The following is a 17,332-nucleotide window of genomic DNA, read 5'->3' as shown; positions in this document are numbered from 1 at the left end:
TTAAAATACTTTAATGTGGTTACCGTAAACGTTTGCATAATAAACAGGGGCGTTGCATTGTTATATGACCGATTCGTTCGATATTCGGAACCTAAATCAATTGCATGCAGCGTATTTGCTTGTTTCCGGGAACATTTGATCCTATCACCGTCGGCCATCTTGATATCATTTACCGATCGCTCGATCTGTTCGATAAACTGTATATCGGCATTGGCCGCAACGCAGCCAAAGTGCCTATGTTCAGCGAAGAAAAGAGAGTGGACTGGATTCAATCTATTTTTAAAGATGAACCACGTGTTGATTCGGTAGTTTATGAAGGCTTAACTGTTGATTGCTGCAAACGTGTAAATGCAAAATTCATTCTGCGTGGTATCCGCTACGTAAACGATTTTGAATACGAAAAAGCAATTGCCGATATGAACCGCAGTCTTGATCATAATATCGAAACAATTTTTCTTACTTGTTTACCGCAATACACATCGGTTGCTTCAACATTGGTGCGTGATGTTATACGCAACGGTGGCGATGCATCGCCTTTTCTTCCGCCGATCGTAAATCAGGCTGTGCAAAACAAATAAGCGATGGCTGCTATCTGGTTCAAACAAAATTTATCGCTTGCTGATTTTGAAGGTATGGAAGCCAATACCATTGCAGATGTAATTGGTTTACGGTTTTCTGAAGTTGGTGATAATTACATCAAAGGAACCATGCCTGTCGATCATCGCACACACCAACCATATGGATTGTTGCATGGTGGTGCAAGTTGTGTGCTTGCAGAAACATTGGGCAGTGTTGCTTCGGCAAAGATCATCGATCCGGAAAAATTTATTTGTGTTGGTTTAGAGATCAATGCCAACCATATCCGTTCTGTACGCAGTGGAATTGTTACAGGTATTACTACTCCCATTCACATTGGAGCAAGTACGCATGTATGGGATATAAAGATTTACGACGAACGGGAAAAACTTGTTTGTGTAAGTCGTCTTACTGTTGCCATTTTAAAAAAGCCCTGACGCTATTCAGCTTTCTGTAAGTAACGGTAAGTAGTAATTGCTTAATGTTTTTGTAACTTACAGTTACGAACATTACCTGTAAATACTCCTTATGAATTGGCATTATCTCCCTACCGACGAAGTTATTTCTGTAACCGGTTCATCGCAAAATGGTTTGCGAACCGAAGATGCAGTGTTGAAACTTGCAGAGTATGGTCCTAATGAACTGCAGGAAAAAAAGAAGAAACCAGCCTGGGTTTTGTTTCTGCAACAGTTTAAAGATTTTATGATCCTTGTATTGCTGGTTGCAGCAATTATTGCAGGTATTGCAGGCGATCTTACCGATACCATTATTATTCTCATCATTGTTATACTGAATGCAGTGGTTGGTTTTGTGCAGGAGTATCGTGCAGAAAAAGCAATGGAAGCATTAAAGAAAATTGCAGCCTTGCAGGCGCAGGTTTTGCGTGATGGGAAACCTGTTATACTGCCCTCAGCAGAACTTGTGCCCGGTGATTTGGTATTACTTGAAGCAGGTAATGTTGTACCTGCAGATTTGCGTTTGATTGAAACTTTCAGTTTAAAAATTGATGAATCGGCATTAACCGGCGAATCTGTTCCTGCAGAAAAAACAGAACAGAAAATGGGCGAGATCGATATGCCAATTGGTGACCGTTTGAACATGGGATTTAAAAGCACACTGGTAACAAATGGCCGGGCAAAAGGAATTGTGATTGCTACAGGCATGCAAACCGAAATTGGTTTAATTGCACGCATGTTGCAGCAGGATGAAGCAGCAACACCGTTACAAAAACGTATGGCCGATTTTGGCCGCAAGCTTTCCTACATCATTCTGTTTATCTGTTTGTTGTTATTTGCCATTGGTTTGCTGCGTGGCGAAAAACCATTGAACATGCTGCTGGTATCTATTTCGCTGGCAGTAGCAGCAATACCGGAAGCATTGCCTGCATTAATTACCATTGCACTTGCAAGAGGTGCCAAGCGATTGGTAAAGAAAAATGCATTGATAAGAAAATTGCCTGCTGTTGAAACGTTAGGTTCGGTAACATTTATCTGCTCCGATAAAACAGGCACACTTACACAAAATAAAATGAAAGTGGTGCAGGTGCAGGGCGAACAACAGGCAGCATTACATCTCCATAGTCTTTCTGTTTTTGATGTGGCCATTGCATTGAATCATGATGTAAAAGAAACAGAAGAAAAAAAACTCATTGGCGATCCCACCGAAATTGCATTGGTAGAATATTTTCAAATCCAACATAGTGTTGCTAAACTGCAGGAACTGCAAACTGTGTTACTACGTATAGCCGAACTTCCATTCGATTCCGATCGAAAATGTATGACCACTGTACATCGTTACCAACAGCAATACCTTGTTCTGTCTAAAGGTGCTGTTGAATCGGTAACGGCTTCTCTTGAAACATGGATCGATACAGATGCGATTTTGCGAACAGCAGATGAGTGGTCGCAGAACGGCATTCGTGTGATTGCATTTGGTTTTAAACTGGTGAATGAATTACCCGAACCTTTCAGTTATGAAAATGTTGAAACCGATCTGCAATTTGCCGGGCTTGTTGGTATGATTGATCCGCCGAGAGAAGAAGTAAAGCAAGCGATTGCAGAATGTAAAGCTGCAGGTATTCATCCGGTAATGATCACCGGCGATCATCCGGCAACCGCAGCGGCTATTGCAAAAGAGATCGGCATACTTACAAAGAACGATCTGGTAATGACGGGTAAAGAGTTGAAGTCGATAGCAGCCGATGAATTTGAGGAACAGGTAGAAAAGATCCGTGTATATGCACGTGTATCACCCGAGCAAAAATTAAATATTGTAAAAGCACTGCAGCGCAAAAATCATTTTGTATCGATGACGGGTGATGGGGTGAATGATGCGCCTTCGCTCAAATCATCCAACATTGGTGTGGCAATGGGTATTAATGGTACCGATGTAAGTAAGGAAGCAGCACACATGATCTTGCTTGATGATAATTTTGCCACCATTGTAAAAGCAGTAAAAGAGGGCAGAAGGATTTACGATAACATCCGCAAGTTTGTAAAGTATATTATGACCTGTAATGGTGCAGAAATATGGACGTTGTTTCTTGCGCCCTTGATTGGCTTACCCATTCCGTTATTGCCCATTCATATTCTCTGGATCAATCTTGTAACAGATGGTTTGCCGGGGCTTGCGCTTGCAGGCGAAAGAGCAGAGAAAGATATTATGCAACGCCCGCCACGTAAAACCAATGAAAGTTTATTTTCCGAAGGTATCGGGTATCATATTGTATGGGTGGGTTTATTAATGGCCGGTGTTACATTGGGTATACAGGCATGGAGTATTAACCACAGTGGTGCACATTGGCAAACAATGGTGTTTACTGTTTTATCGCTGGCGCAACTTGGTCATGTATTAGCTATACGAAGCGAACGGAGGTATTTGTTTCAACAGGGATTACTCAGTAATAAAGAATTGCTGGGAGCCGTATTGCTTACGTTTGTATTGCAGTTAGGTGTAATTTATTTGCCGTATGCAAATGCAATATTTAAAACGCAGCCATTAACGTTGCAGGAGTTGGCTATTTGTATTGGTGCAGCAGCAATTGTATTTCATGCAGTAGAGTTTGAAAAATTTATTAAAAGCAAACTGCAGAAATAAAAAGCAAAAGGGTACAGACATAACAATTCTCATGGCCTGAATTATTATCAGATCCCGTTTTAAAAAAGCAATCGTTTAATGTGGGGGAAGAGTGTTACAGCACAAGAACGCTGTTAGCGCCGCCGAAGGCGTTTGGTTGTTCTTCATCGGCTTCGGGTTCGTTTACCCAATCGGTAGCATTCACCAGGTACTTAAATTCGTGTTTCGATTCTTTTGGCAGGTTGATCTCTGCTGAGAAAGTACCATCTTTTTTCTTGCTTAATACCAAAGGATTGTTCCAGTCGCTGTTTAAACCAAGCACTTCTACTGAATCTGCACTTTCAGGTTTAAATGAAAACTTCACCTTGCAATAGTCCTTTGTTTTGTAGTAAGTTTTTTGGATCATTTATGTTTGTTTTAGGTTTACTGTTTACCTGAATAAATAATTAATCAGACTATGGAAATAAACATTTCCGCTTTTTATACCGGAAACAAAGATAGGTAACCCACGAGAACCCTTTATCAGCCTGCTTCTTATTAACAACTAACGGCTGTTATGTGTATAAACTAACGCATTAGTTTGTTTTTTGCCTGCTGTTCACGAATCATTTCAGGATAGCCCATCTTTCTTGCTAATGCATTTACTGCAAGAACAATCCGTTTTGTGCGTGTTTCTTCTGTTTTGGCACTCTCAATCCATTTGCTGAAATAATTACGATGCGAACCGGCTAACGATTGAAAATGTTGTAAAGCTTTCGGTTCATCTTCCAGGCACTCCATAAAATCGGCAGCAATTTCATATGCTTTTGCTTGTAATGCGAGTTGTACTTTCAGTTTATCGCCTGCACGTTTGTCAATTGCTTTTCGTACATCGGCTTTTAATGGAATAATAAAATCGCCTTCACCCATCGGCAGCAAAGTCATGGCATCAAATGCAAACGCATCAAATTTTCCTTTTACACGAAACGTTTTTTTGCAGCCTGGATTTATTTTTTCAGCAATTGCAGCAGGAATGAGAATGTAGGTCCACCCGGTTTTTTCGCCCTGTTTTTCAAATTTTTTGATGATGGTTTCAAAGCTGATCATAGTTCAACTTACAAACTTTTTTGCAGGCAGGAAAGTATGCACATTATTTCTGCTGGCATGGTTCTTGTTTTTATCCGTTGAACTTCGTTAACAAAGTATCTCCCCAATTTTCCATCTGTAAGTAAACGTATCGTAACGTCTTCCCGAAAGGGTATTGAATAATTTTTGCAGTGCAAACTGCAAAACAGTTCATCTATTATAAAAACTACATAAACAGAAATTCAACACCAAATGAAATGAGCCGGAAAATTATGAAGCAGCATAAGCTTATGTATAGCAGCATGGTTTTTCAGTGAATAACAGTTGGCAATTTAAAACGCAAAAAAAGTAAGCAATGAAAAAGATTCTATTTGCATTCTCATCAACAGCATTTTTAATGATCGCATCTATTGTAACAGTAAAAGGGCAGGACTCATCGATAAAAGCAGAAGTAATGCCTGTAGCTGTTCAGCAGGATATTGTTGATATTGCCGGCGGTTCGCCCGAACATACCACGCTTGTAAAAGCAATTACTGATGCTAATCTTGTAAAAGTATTTAAGATGAACGGGCCATACACGGTGTTTGCGCCAACCAATGCAGCGTTCGATAAAATTCCTGCCGCAGATCGTACAAAACTTATGAAGAGTAAAGCCGATCTGGCAAAAACATTGAAGTATCATGTAGTAGGTGGTAACTGGAATTCTGTAACATTAATGGCTGCTATTAAACATGGTAATGGTGTGGTTGAATTGCCCACGTTGGCAGGCAGTAAATTAAAAGCAACGGTAGAAGAAGGTAAAGTAAAGTTGACCGATGAAACAGGTAATGCATTTTATGTTACCAATGCCGATATTATGGCAAGCAACGGTGTTATTCATATTGTTGATGGTGTAGCAATGCCAATGCAACAGGTAACAGCCGCTAAAAAATAAGTTGGTTTTCTTGGTATAACGGCCCCGTCTTTTTTTTAGACGGGGCTTTTCTTTTTACCGGAAGAAATCACTTACTTTTAAAATTATGACACTGCTTGTTACAAATATTAAGCAACTGGTTGGCGTAAGAGAAGAGAATGTTTTACTGCGTGGGAAAGAGCTTGCACAGTTGCCTGTTATTGAAGATGCTTACCTGTTAATTAACGATGGCGTAATTGCAGCTTATGGCGAAATGAAACATTTGGGCGAATGGGCAAATTCTATGGAACAGACTTTTGATGCGAGAGGACAGTTTGTTTTACCTGCCTGGTGCGATAGCCATACACATCTTGTATTTGCCGGAAGCAGAGAAGAAGAGTTTGTTGATAAGATCAAAGGTGTGAGTTACGAAGCCATTGCCGCAAAGGGTGGAGGTATTTTAAACTCTGCAGCAAAACTTGCGGCTATGAGTGAATTGGAGTTGTTGCGTTTGGCATGGAGCAGATTAGAAGAGTTGATAAGTCTTGGCACAGGTGCCATTGAAATAAAAAGCGGTTATGGCTTATCGGTAGAAGCGGAGTTGAAAATGCTGCGTGTTATTCAGCAGCTGAAAGAAACCTCACCTATACCTGTTGTATCAACTTTTCTTGGCGCCCATACGTATCCGTTAGCTTACAGAGATGATCACAAAGGATATATTGATGCGATCATTAACGAAATGCTGCCGGTAATTGCCGATGAAAATCTTGCAGACTTTGTGGATGTGTTTTGCGAAAAGGGATTTTTTTCTGTTGAAGAAATGGAAGAGATCTGCAAGGCTGCAATGCAATATGGATTAAAACCCAAGCTGCATGTAAACCAGCTGCACAGCATTGGTGGTTTGCAAAAAGCTATTGAGCTGAATGCTGTTTCAGTCGATCATTTAGAAACAATGACGAATGCAGACATTGCAGACCTTGCACAGTCGAATGTTATTGGTACGCTGTTACCTTCAGCAGCTTTTTTTCTGCGCATGCCTTATCAACCTGCCCGTGCAATCATTGATGCAGGTGCGGCAGTAGCATTGGCCAGCGATTTTAATCCCGGCTCTTCACCCTCGGGTAATATGAATCTTGTAGTAAGCATGAGTTGCATTGGTATGAAGATGTTGCCCGAAGAAGCCATCAACGCTGCAACCATCAATGGCGCTTTTGCTATGAATCTTGAACAGGAGGTTGGAAGTATTACTGTAGGCAAACGGGCCAATCTTATTTTTACAAGGTCTATTCCTTCACTTCCTTACCTTCCTTATGCGTTTGGCAGTAACCTCATTGATCGTGTAATGATTGGTGGAGAGTTTTTTCGTTGATGTATTAACAACTATCGTGCAGGTACATCCCGTCCAGGGAGGGGAGAATGTATTTAAACAATCAAACAGGTTGAAAGGGGTGAGTTTGGATGCAAGAAAAAAAATGGACTATGACGCACTGAACTTAGTTGATTGAAATAAGTTATATTACAGAAACAAACCAACTGCCATATGCAATCGTTCCGTTATTACAACAAAGAAGATGTACTTACGCTTACGAAGATCCGTCGTTTTGAAACAAAGCTTGGCGAACGTGTTCAACTGCCCAATAACAAAGAACAGTTCGAAGAGATATTAAAAACATCTACTGCCCGTTTTGCTTTGTTTGGTATACCCGAAGATATTGGTGTAAAAGCAAATGATGGGGTTGGTGGCGCACATACAGCATGGTTTCCTTTTTTAACTGCCTTTTTAAATACGCAGAGCAACGATTTTCTGCAAGGGGATGAAGTGTTGCTCTTAGGACATTTCGATTTTCATCATATAGAACATCTAATCGAAGAAAATGCACACGGGCACGAAGAACGGCTCGATGCTTACAGACATGCAGTAAACAGTATTGATGATGAAGTAGAAGCCTTAACAAAACTGATTACATCGTATGGCAAAATACCCATTGCAATTGGTGGCGGACATAACAATGCTTATCCTTTAATAAAAGGTGCTGCAAAAGGATTGCACAAGATCAATAAAGTTCAACTGGCACAAATCAACTGTATTAACCTGGATGCTCATACCGATTACCGTCCGTTGGAAGGAAGGCACAGCGGCAATGCATTCCGTTATGCAGAAGAAGATGGCTACTTACAGAAATATTGTGTGATAGGTGTGCATGAAAATTATATTCCGCAAAATGTATGGATCGATATTGTAAACAATCCCTTTATCGATTTAATTACATACGAAGATATTTTTCTGCATGAAAAAAGAAACTTTATACAGGCCGTAGCACATGCTACAGGTTTTACAGAAGATACGTTTACCGGTATTGAACTGGATATGGATTGCATACGTAAAACACTAAGCAGTGCTTTAACACCTGTAGGTATTGATGAAATACATGCAAGGCAATACCTCAACTTTGCAGCAACAGATGCAAAAGTTGCTTACCTGCATATTTGCGAAGCCGCAAGTGCATTAAACGATGGAAGAAGAAGTGAAACCATTGGAAAGCTTATAAGCTATCTTGTAAGCGACTTTATTAAAGCAAGCCTGGAAATGTGACGGGGTGGGGTGAATGGTGAGTAGTGAATGGTGAATGATGACCGATGGCGGCAAGACGTTGTAAACGTCAGACACTTTAGTGATAATTTGTTATTCTTCATTTCGTATTTTTCATTCTACAAACAGCAGTGGTCTGTCGCCCGTCGTCTATGGACTTCTCTACATCACCGCTCCGTAAATCTTTATATCCGTTTGTTTATTCACTTCTTTTAATTGCGTTTCTAAAGCAGCTGCTTCTTTTGTTTTCTGTTGCGCTTTGTAAGCTGTAAGCAAACCTGTAATAGCCCATACATTCAGATTGTTGTTTTTCAGATCGCTTAAAAAAACTGCTTCAGCTTTTTTCCATTCTTTTGCTTTTATTAAGGCATTACCTAAATAATGTTTTGGATTCAGCAACCAGTCTCTTGGTTCGTTGTACACCATTTGTTCTTCCGTAGCAACTGCATTGCCGAACAAAGCAATGGCATCGGCAGTACGGTTTTGCGCAAGTGCAATACTGCCTGCCAACAGATCGGCAGCTGTTTTTGCACCGTCAATGGCAGGAGAGAAGGGCGTAAACGGTACAGCAAGACTTTCATCTTTCAACAACGCTCTCAACAAACCATACTCCCGTTTTGCATCGGGCAGTTTTTTCAATTGTATAAATGCCATGCCTCTGCCGAAATGATAAAGCACATTGGCATAAACCTGTTTTGCAGGAGGCGGTTGCATGGTAAGCAAAGCAACACTGTTTGCAAAACGCACCTCTACCAATACCGATGTGTAATAGATGTATTGAAGATAGTTGCCCATTGCACCTTCCATCAATAAATAATCGGCAGGAATACTTGCTGCTGTTTTTTCTGCACTCTCTTCAGCATATTTTTTATTGCCCATCATAATAGCATGATTGGCTTGCATGTGCAGGTTATGAATGACGTATAAAAAATCGGCACCGGCAGCCGGTGCAAATACCTGCAATATTTTTTTATACCCGGCAACAGCTTCTTCGTTTACACGAACACCTTTGTTGTAATTACCTGTACGCAAATAAATATGCGAAGGCATATGCACCATGTGCGATAGTGCCGGAGTAAGTTTACCCAAACGATCGGCACTTGCAGTAGCCAATGCAGCATAAGGCGATGGCTCCATTACATGAATGTAATAATGATTGGCGCCTGGATGATCGGGTGTTGAAGCAAGTAGTTTTTCAAGCACAGTACGTATGCGTGCTGTCCATTCTTTGGGTGTGCCATTGGTAAACCAAAGATCCCAGGGGTGCTGCAACATCAACGCATCGGCATACAAAGCAGCAACGTCGGCCGAGTTGGAAAACTGTTCGTATAGGGCCTTCATCTTGTCAGCATACAACTGATTCAAATGTGTTCTTGCTTGTGTACTGTCTGCACTGTAACGAATGGTTTGTGCTGCGATCAATCCTTTTTCAACAGCAGTACAATTAGCTGCAAATTCATTTGCTTTTGCAACAGCCGTTAATGCATCGGGCGAAGCAGCATAACCTACATCGTTAATATTCGGTCCGTAAGCCAATGCCTTCGCCCAATGGATCATGGCAGCGCCTGCATCAAACTTTTCTGCTTTTTTAAACGACGCCATTGCTTCAATAATGTGAAAGCCATAATACATGTTCATGCCCTGGTTAAAATAAAACTGTGCACTATCGCTTTGCGTAGTGATTTTCCATTGCCATGAGCCGGCACCTGCAATGGGTGGAATATCCACTTCGTCGAGAAAGTTTTTCAATGCATTCCAGTCGGGCGTGCAACGGATGCTGCGTTGTTGTTTATAGGTTTGCAGTTGCGTCAACTGTTTCGATGTGTGCAAACGTTCGGTTAACTGTACAGCAAAAAATGCAGTAACAAAAGCAGGTAATGCAAGCAGCAGCAAACGGATAGCCATAGTAAATGATTGAAGCAAAAAACTACAATAAATAGCGGAGAGATGCAAGCAGATAATTCGGGAGGGAGCGTTGTGAGTGCCGGGCAATGATTCAATAATCGAATGTTGAAGCAAAGCAGGAGGTTTTTTGCTTTTTCATTTCTAATTCTTCATTTATCATTCCTAATTCCTACTTGCTTTCTGCATTAAAATGCGTAGTGTTCTTCAGTTCTTCCATTACGTTAAAAATAATGGGGCAGCGATCGTAATGCATCATAACTGTAAACAGTCTGCGGTTGAACTGTGGAAGATGCAATGCAGGAAACTCACGACAGCCTGCAAAACGCACTTCATAAATGCTGCATTTATTATCGGAAAGAAAGTGACAGGGGATTTTATTCAGGATCATCAGTTCATGCCCGCCCTTCTCTACATACTTTTCATCAAAAGCTTCACGGCTCATGTGCAGGTGAGCAGAAGCTCTGTCGGCCTCTTCGGCAGTAATGTTCACCATTAATCCTTTGCAACAGTTGCCACAATCGGTACAACTTATCTGTGGCGAAATAACGTTGTCGAGCCGTTGCACTTCTGCATCCAGTTCATCTTCGTTGAGTTGTTTCAGGTGTTGTACAAAGCGATCGTTTTCCTGTTGCTTTGCAGTTGCTGTTTCCAGTATCGCCTGTAAAGAAAGTTGTAGTTGCAATAGAATAATTTGCGCAAAGGTAGTGGTTTGATGGAGGATGAGGGAAGCAGGATTTGGGGCCTGATAGCTATCGGGATGGGATTTGTTACGGGGGTGGTATGAGTGATAACCAAGCAATCAAACGTTGATGTTCTGCGGTCTATCGTCTGTTATCCTTTTTGCAGGTTGCAGTCCCCTCCAAACGAAAGGTATGTGCAGCAAACAGTGGAGGAGACTCCTGTCATCAAGAAAAAGATTTTTCAATACAACAAATCATTAACGAAACATCGCTGGCTGTTGCTTGTTACTCTCAGCAATCAAAATAAATTTGCAGCCGAAAAATATTCACAGTTAAATCGCTAACATGAAACCAAAGCTTACATTTTTATTGCTTCTGTTCATTCTTTCTGTTAACATCATTTCTGCACAAACAAAGCAGGATAGCCTGGAAATAAGACAAGCTGCTCTTGCTTATATCGAATCGCAACACAAACCCAACCCAGGGTTAATGGACAGTGCATTGCATTCCCGTATGGTAAAGCGAACATTCTGGAAAGACAAAGCCACAGGTAAAGATTATGTACGTGAAACAACAACAGAGTCGATGATTCTGCTGGCAGAAAGCTATAATAAAAAGGGTGATAAGTTTCCTGCTTCTCCCAAAAAAGAAGTGATCTTACTCGATGTTTCTGAACGAACAGCCTCCGTTAAATTAATTGCAGACGAATGGATCGATTATATGCATATTGTGAAGTTGAACGGTGCATGGAAGATTATCAATGTGCTCTGGCAGTTTAACGATGTACAGCAACATTAAAAATCAAAACACAAAAATTCCAATCCCGATAGTTATCGGAATCTAATGCCTCTGCTCGTGTCTTCTCCGGCAGGAATAAAATTGAAAAGGTTGGTGAAGAAATGAATCAAGGCTGAAGCGTTGCCTGTTGCGGGTAGTGGCCCAACAATAAATCTGTAAAGGTCTGTTGTCCATCGTCGGTGGTTTGTATCGAAGCGGTTAAAAGCTGAGTTGTTCTAAAGAAAACTGCGCCTGTCGCAAACGGCCTTGTTTTTGTCGCAGTACGGCTTGCAGCTGCAACTGCAAAGTAGTAGGTTTGGTGAAAATATACGAACGCATAAAAAAACAAACATCATGGCACAGATCAATCCTTACATCCATTTTAACGGCAATGCAGAAGAAGCATTTGAGTTTTATAAATCGGTATTTGGCGGCGAGTTCGCAATGCTGTCAAGATTTAAAGACATGGCAGCCTCCGGTTTTCCTGTTGCGGAAGAAGAAACCGAAAAGATTATGCATGTTGCTTTACCCATTGGTAACAACAGTGTGTTAATGGGAAGTGATACACCTTCTGTAATGGGTAAACACAGCGAACAGGAAACAAGAAGTAAAATTGCCGTTGCTCCAGCAAGCAGAGAAGAAGCCGATCATTTGTTTAACGGCCTTTCAGCAGGAGGACAAGTAGAGATGCCTATGGCCGATAGTCCATGGGGAGCATATTTTGGTATGTTCAGAGATAAATACGGTATTGAATGGATGATCAATTACGATCTGCAGCAAAAATAGAAAGCAGTACAGCTGTAAATAATCTCAATAAACACAAAGCCTTCCATTTGGAAGGCTTTGTGTTTATATTCATTTGAGCAGATTAATAATCCACTTTCATTTCAACCCTGCGGTTGGCGGCTCTGCCTTTTGCTGTGCTGTTACTTGCAACAGGTTGCGTATCGCCATAACCTTTAAATGTAATACGGTCGGCTGTAATGCCTTTGCTTATGAAGTAATCGGCAACTGCTTTTGCTCTTCTTTCGCTCCACATCATATTCCGTTCAGGTGTACCTAAGTTGTCGGCGTGTGCAGCAATGCTTAGTTTAAGTGCCGGGTTTTGTTGTAATACTTTTACCACTTCATTTAACGATGCAAATGATTCTGGCAGTATTACATCGCTTGCAAACCGGAACAGGATATGTTTTGCTGCAAAGTCAATCTTCTGTTTTACTTCCTGTTTAATTTCAGGGCAACCATTGTTGGCAGCAACACCTGCTTGGTTGGGGCATTTATCTTCCTCATCGTTCACACCATCTTTATCGCTGTCGGGTATAGGGCAGCCATTGTAACGTGCAAGACCTGCAACATCTTTACACTTGTCATCTTTATCTGCAACGCCATCAGCATCTGTATCGGGGCAACCATTGAGCGGTCCTTTTTCTGTTGGGCATGCATCATCTTTATCTGCAACGCCATCAGCATCCGTATCGGGGCAACCATTGAGTGTACCCTTGGCTGTGGGGCAAGCATCGTCTTTATCTGCAACACCATCTCCGTCGGTATCGGGGCAGCCGTTTAATGTTCCTTTTACATCCGGACATTTATCGTTGGCATCTGCAAAACCATCGCCATCGCTGTCGGGTGGCAATACAGGTTCAACTGGTATCGGCTCAACAGGAGCAGCAGTTGTTTTCTTCTTTCCAAAAGGAAAGTCTTGCGCAAAGCTGATGCTGTGGTAAATATAATCGTTGGTAATGCCCGCCGTAATTTTTTTACGCCATTGTATTTGCGTAAACAAGTAGGCGCCTTGTTTAAAACGAAACTGCAAACCCACACCCAAAGGAGCATATACCGCAAATTGTTTGGGAAAATAACCCATGCCAATACCTGCGGTTAAAAAAGGATTTACAGGTGCAGTTTCTTTAAAGGCACGCATATGCAGCAACGCATCCAGCTGTGTGGAAAAACCAGCCTGCCCGATTGTATCGTTTTTTACAAAATTGGCGGGAAAGTTGGAAAACGTTCCGGTAAGGCTGCCCGAAAAATCGATATTACTGGTAAGGCCACGCCAGTAGCTTACACCAACACCAAACGACATGCGTCCGGCTTTATACCAGGTATTTTGATTAAATGCTTTACTTGCCGAAGAATCTTTTATTAATCCGGGTAATTCGTAATCGGAAAGACTAAGATTGTACGACAGCAGTTGCTGTTTCTTTTTAGAAGGGGCTTGGGCGTTTGTACTCAACACAAACAAGGTGAGTACTGCAGTTAGTAAGCGGGTTTGGTTCATAGAAATCTATTAGGTGCTAAATTAACGTTCCGTTCTCATTTATGGTATAAAATCAGTTTCTTTTTGTGCGTAAATCATATGTTTTTTTATAGGAAATCTCAAATGGGTAACGTACATTTAAGTAGCTCTTTGATGAAACAATATTCTTCACTTTTTAAAACTGTTTCCCATGGTTTCAACAGACACAACACAGCTTAACATGGAATGCAGCTCTTGGAGAGAGCAATTGCGTTCCTGCCGTAACGAAATGAGTCAGCTGAGAGATCAGCTTCAACTTATGGCCAGCGGCGAAAAAGACAAAGATGTCCTTACCGAAGTGGAACATTATCACAACCAGTTTTACATTCAACAGATCAATATCCACGATCTGAAACAAGCGATCAAATCACACGACCGTCGACTGCAAATGGAAGAAATGCGTATGTCCGGTCAACTATCTCCCGAAGCATTACAGGAGCACGAACAACTACACGAACAGTACGAGGTGTTGCAAAGCACACTAAGCGAACTGCGTAGCGATTTTATGCATTTTATAGCGAAAGCATAAAAAGCTCTTTGTAAAACACCTCACTCTTCCCATTCAACAGCCACCCATTCAATTCTATCTGTATCCATCTGTACAAGCATCTACCTGCAGCAATTATGCGGGCAGGCATTTATTTACCATATAAAATTGAATGTTATGGCAGACTTTGATACTTCACATGTAAAAAACATTGTCTTGCTGGGCCATGCCGGCTCCGGTAAGACAACATTAGCGGAAAGCATGCTCTACGAAGCAGGCATTATTAACCGCCGTGGCTCCATTGCCGAAAGAAATACCGTTGCCGATTATCACGAACTGGAACAGGAAAGAGGCAACTCTGTTTTTTCGAAACTGCTCCATAGTAAATGGCGGGGCTATAAAATAAACATCATTGATACACCGGGTTACGACGATTTTGTGGGCGAAGTTATAAGCGCACTGCGAGTTGCCGACACCGGTGTTATGCTCCTGAATGCAGCACATGGTGTAGAAGTAGGCACAGATATAATCTGGGATTATACCGAACAGTTTAAAACACCAATGATCTTTGCTGTTAATAAACTGGATGATGAAACTGCTGATTTTGATAAAACGGTTGCCGAAGCCAAAGCGCATTTTGGATCGAATATAACAGTGGTGCAATATCCACGTCAGCAGGGAGCAGGCTTTCACGAAATTATTGATGTGCTCCGCATGACAATGTATAAGTTTAAAGACTCTGGCGGTAAACCGGAGAAAATGGCAATACCGGACGATGAAAAAGAAAAAGCCGATCTGCTCCACAAAGAATTAATTGAAGCTGTTGCCGGAAACGATGAAACACTTATGGAGAAGTATTTCGACAAAGGCGAACTGGATGAAGATGAAATTAAAGAGGGCATGAAAAAAGCCATGATTCATCACGATCTGTTTCCGCTGTTTTGTTTATCTGCCGAACGCAATATGGGAAGTGGACGATTAATGGGCTTTATCGATAATGTTTGTCCCAGTGCCAACGAAATGCCTGCGCAAACAACAAAAGCCGGCAATACTCTTCCATGTGATGCAAACGGACCTGTTTGCATTTTTGTTTTTAAAACAGTTACCGAGCAACATGTAGGCGAACTCTCTTTCTTTAAAGTGTACAGTGGTACAATTAAAACAGGGATGGAACTGGTAAACGAAAACACCGGTGTAAGCGAAAAAATCAATCAGCTCTTTGTTGTTGAAGGAAATAAGCGCACACAGGTAAACGAGTTGGTGGCAGGCGATATTGGTGCTACTTTAAAACTGAAAAACACACATGTAAATAACACGTTGCACGAGCGTGGTAAGGATATGGAATTGATGCCGATTGTTTTTCCTGCATCAAATCTTACCATGGCAATTGAAAGCACAAAGAAAGGTGAAGAAGAAAAACTTTCTGCCGCATTACACGAACTGCGTAACGAAGATGCTACGTTTAAAGTGGAAGTATCGCCGGAGTTAAAACAAACACTCATCCATTGCCAGGGCGATATGCATTTGGCAGTAGCCAAATGGAAAATAGAAAATCAGCATAAGCTGGATGTGAAGTTTATTAAGCCACGCATTCCGTTTAGAGAAACCATTCGTAAGAGTGCCGAAAGTATGTACAGGCATAAAAAACAAAGTGGTGGCAGTGGCCAGTTTGGCGAAGTGCATTTGCGTATAGAACCCTGGTACGAAGGAATGCCTGAGCCCGATGGTTTAAACGTACGTGGTAAAGAAACGCATGTACTGCCATGGGGTGGTAAGCTGGTTTATTACAACTGCATTGTTGGGGGTGCTATCGATCAACGTTTTCTGCCATCTATTCTTAAAGGTGTAATGGAAAAAATGCAGGAGGGTCCGTTAACAGGATCGTTTGTGCGTGATGTACGGGTAAGCGTGTTCGATGGTAAAATGCATGCAGTAGACAGTAATGATATCTCGTTTAAAATTGCAGGATTGCAGGCGTTTCGCCAGGCATTTCAACAGGCCGATCCGCAATTGCTGGAGCCCATGTATCATGTAGAAGTGTTATGCCCCGAAGATCTTACCGGTTCTGTAATTGGCGATCTGCAAACACGCAGAGCGTTGGTGGAAGGGATGGATACCGAAGGTCATTTTACAAAAGTGATGGCAAAAGTTCCATTGGCCGAAATGCAGGATTATAGCAGTAACCTTCGTTCGTTTACACAGGGCCGTGCAAAATTCAGAATGCATTTTCTCGATTATGAAGCAGTGCCGTTTGAAGTACAACGTAAACTTGCTGATGATTACAGTAAGGTAGCGAAGGAAGAAATGATGGCCTGAGTAATTCTGAAGTCTGAATAAAAAAAATCCTGCCAACGGCAGGATTTTTTTTATTACTCAATACGGAACGATATTTTGCAAACACATCCAAAAGTGGTAACCTGTCCGTCTTTTACATGTGCTTTTATGTCCTGCACATAAACCGAATCGATATTACGAACGGTTTTCGATGCTTCGGCAACAGCTTGTCGTATGGCATCATCAATTCCTTTTTCTGAAGAAGCAATTACTTCAATAATTTTTACAATAGGCATCGTTACTTGTTTTAAAGTGTAAGGAAATTGTTTGCTATGTTAAGTTACTCTTTGCTTACGGTGTTTGCAAGCACTCTTTTTGCCGGCACTTAATGTATTGTAACTGCGGTGTAGTTGATTGTTTGCCGGAGCAACTGAACAGTTATTATAAGGCTTAAGTACTACTACTTATATCCCCAAAATAAGAACAAACGAAAGCAGGCGGATGTATGCAATGTCGTCTTTATATAAGAAATTTGCAGATGTAAAAGAGCAACTGCGACAATGAACTTTTTTGTGTTTAGCGGGCACATTAATTAATGGGCAGTTTAGTTGAAATAAGTGTATTCATTTGTTTTTTGATAAAGGTGTAAGTGGCAAAATCCTGTCGGCTAGAATCAGCGTAGATGATATTGACCATTTTACCGTACCCAATT

The 17,332-nt window shown here is 41.3% G+C and carries 16 protein-coding genes; 10 read left to right on the top strand and 6 right to left on the bottom strand.

The genetic code is table 11. The features are described from left to right. Nucleotides 1–104 precede the first annotated feature (104 nt). The 3 genes from coaD to ESA94_RS03895 all read left to right on the top strand — a co-directional run bounded on the left by coaD (nt 105) and on the right by ESA94_RS03895 (nt 3,672). Nucleotides 105–578, top strand: coding sequence for a pantetheine-phosphate adenylyltransferase (gene coaD, locus ESA94_RS03905; RefSeq protein ID WP_129129539.1), 474 nt, complete (start codon nt 105–107; stop codon nt 576–578). A gap of 3 nt (nt 579–581) precedes the next feature. Next, nucleotides 582–1,013, top strand: coding sequence for a hotdog fold thioesterase (locus tag ESA94_RS03900; protein WP_129129538.1), 432 nt, complete (start codon nt 582–584; stop codon nt 1,011–1,013). A gap of 91 nt (nt 1,014–1,104) precedes the next feature. Beyond that, on the top strand, nt 1,105–3,672 hold the full coding sequence (locus ESA94_RS03895) for a cation-translocating P-type ATPase (RefSeq protein WP_129129537.1): 2,568 nt from the start codon (nt 1,105–1,107) through the stop codon (nt 3,670–3,672). 94 nt (nt 3,673–3,766) lie between these two features. Here the strand turns inward: ESA94_RS03895 and ESA94_RS03890 are convergent, their stop codons facing one another. Both ESA94_RS03890 and ESA94_RS03885 read right to left on the bottom strand, forming a co-directional pair. Continuing rightward, nucleotides 3,767–4,057, bottom strand: coding sequence for an isoamylase early set domain-containing protein (locus ESA94_RS03890; protein ID WP_129129536.1), 291 nt, complete (start codon nt 4,055–4,057; stop codon nt 3,767–3,769). A gap of 161 nt (nt 4,058–4,218) precedes the next feature. Continuing rightward, complete coding sequence (locus tag ESA94_RS03885) at nt 4,219–4,737, bottom strand: YdeI/OmpD-associated family protein (protein ID WP_129129535.1); 519 nt, start codon at nt 4,735–4,737, stop codon at nt 4,219–4,221. Nucleotides 4,738–5,071: 334 nt separating this feature from the next. Between ESA94_RS03885 and ESA94_RS03880 the strand changes: the two genes are divergently transcribed. The 3 genes from ESA94_RS03880 to ESA94_RS03870 all read left to right on the top strand — a co-directional run bounded on the left by ESA94_RS03880 (nt 5,072) and on the right by ESA94_RS03870 (nt 8,201). Continuing rightward, on the top strand, nt 5,072–5,650 hold the full coding sequence (locus ESA94_RS03880) for a fasciclin domain-containing protein (RefSeq protein ID WP_205755901.1): 579 nt from the start codon (nt 5,072–5,074) through the stop codon (nt 5,648–5,650). An 85-nt stretch (nt 5,651–5,735) separates the two neighbouring features. Next, complete coding sequence (hutI, locus tag ESA94_RS03875; RefSeq protein WP_129129534.1) at nt 5,736–6,977, top strand: imidazolonepropionase; 1,242 nt, start codon at nt 5,736–5,738, stop codon at nt 6,975–6,977. A 171-nt stretch (nt 6,978–7,148) separates the two neighbouring features. Further along, complete coding sequence (locus ESA94_RS03870; protein ID WP_129129533.1) at nt 7,149–8,201, top strand: formimidoylglutamase; 1,053 nt, start codon at nt 7,149–7,151, stop codon at nt 8,199–8,201. A gap of 159 nt (nt 8,202–8,360) precedes the next feature. Here the strand turns inward: ESA94_RS03870 and ESA94_RS03865 are convergent, their stop codons facing one another. Continuing rightward, complete coding sequence (locus ESA94_RS03865) at nt 8,361–10,103, bottom strand: tetratricopeptide repeat protein (RefSeq protein ID WP_129129532.1); 1,743 nt, start codon at nt 10,101–10,103, stop codon at nt 8,361–8,363. 169 nt (nt 10,104–10,272) lie between these two features. Then, nucleotides 10,273–10,785, bottom strand: a complete 513-nt coding sequence (locus tag ESA94_RS03860; protein ID WP_129129531.1) for a YkgJ family cysteine cluster protein — start codon at nt 10,783–10,785, stop codon at nt 10,273–10,275. 343 nt (nt 10,786–11,128) lie between these two features. Between ESA94_RS03860 and ESA94_RS03855 the strand changes: the two genes are divergently transcribed. Further along, the gene (locus ESA94_RS03855; protein ID WP_129129530.1) at nt 11,129–11,581 is read left to right on the top strand and encodes a nuclear transport factor 2 family protein; all 453 of its coding nucleotides are present in this window, start codon (nt 11,129–11,131) and stop codon (nt 11,579–11,581) included. A 333-nt stretch (nt 11,582–11,914) separates the two neighbouring features. Beyond that, nucleotides 11,915–12,346: a VOC family protein gene (locus tag ESA94_RS03850; protein ID WP_129129529.1), complete on the top strand. Its 432-nt coding sequence runs from the start codon at nt 11,915–11,917 to the stop codon at nt 12,344–12,346. Nucleotides 12,347–12,428: 82 nt separating this feature from the next. Here the strand turns inward: ESA94_RS03850 and ESA94_RS03845 are convergent, their stop codons facing one another. Beyond that, nucleotides 12,429–13,841, bottom strand: coding sequence for an OmpA family protein (locus ESA94_RS03845; RefSeq protein WP_129129528.1), 1,413 nt, complete (start codon nt 13,839–13,841; stop codon nt 12,429–12,431). 199 nt (nt 13,842–14,040) lie between these two features. On the opposite strand from ESA94_RS03845, the gene ESA94_RS03840 reads away from it, so the two are divergent. Together ESA94_RS03840 and ESA94_RS03835 are read left to right on the top strand one after the other, a co-directional pair. Then, entirely contained in the window at nt 14,041–14,388 is a 348-nt protein-coding gene (locus ESA94_RS03840) for a hypothetical protein (RefSeq protein ID WP_129129527.1), read from the top strand. Between the two features lie 135 nt (nt 14,389–14,523). Next, nucleotides 14,524–16,662: an elongation factor G gene (locus tag ESA94_RS03835; protein WP_129129526.1), complete on the top strand. Its 2,139-nt coding sequence runs from the start codon at nt 14,524–14,526 to the stop codon at nt 16,660–16,662. Between the two features lie 53 nt (nt 16,663–16,715). On the opposite strand, the gene ESA94_RS03830 is transcribed toward ESA94_RS03835, so the two are convergent. Next, a complete protein-coding gene (locus ESA94_RS03830; protein ID WP_129129525.1) occupies nt 16,716–16,916 on the bottom strand; it encodes a dodecin family protein in 201 nt (66 codons plus the stop codon). Nucleotides 16,917–17,332: the final 416 nt, after the last annotated feature.

The sequence above is a fragment of the Lacibacter luteus genome (assembly GCF_004118265.1).
In the GTDB taxonomy this organism is placed as follows: domain Bacteria; phylum Bacteroidota; class Bacteroidia; order Chitinophagales; family Chitinophagaceae; genus Lacibacter; species Lacibacter luteus.
Note: the sequence above shows the minus strand (reverse complement) of the source record. Positions and strands in the feature narration are given on the sequence as shown.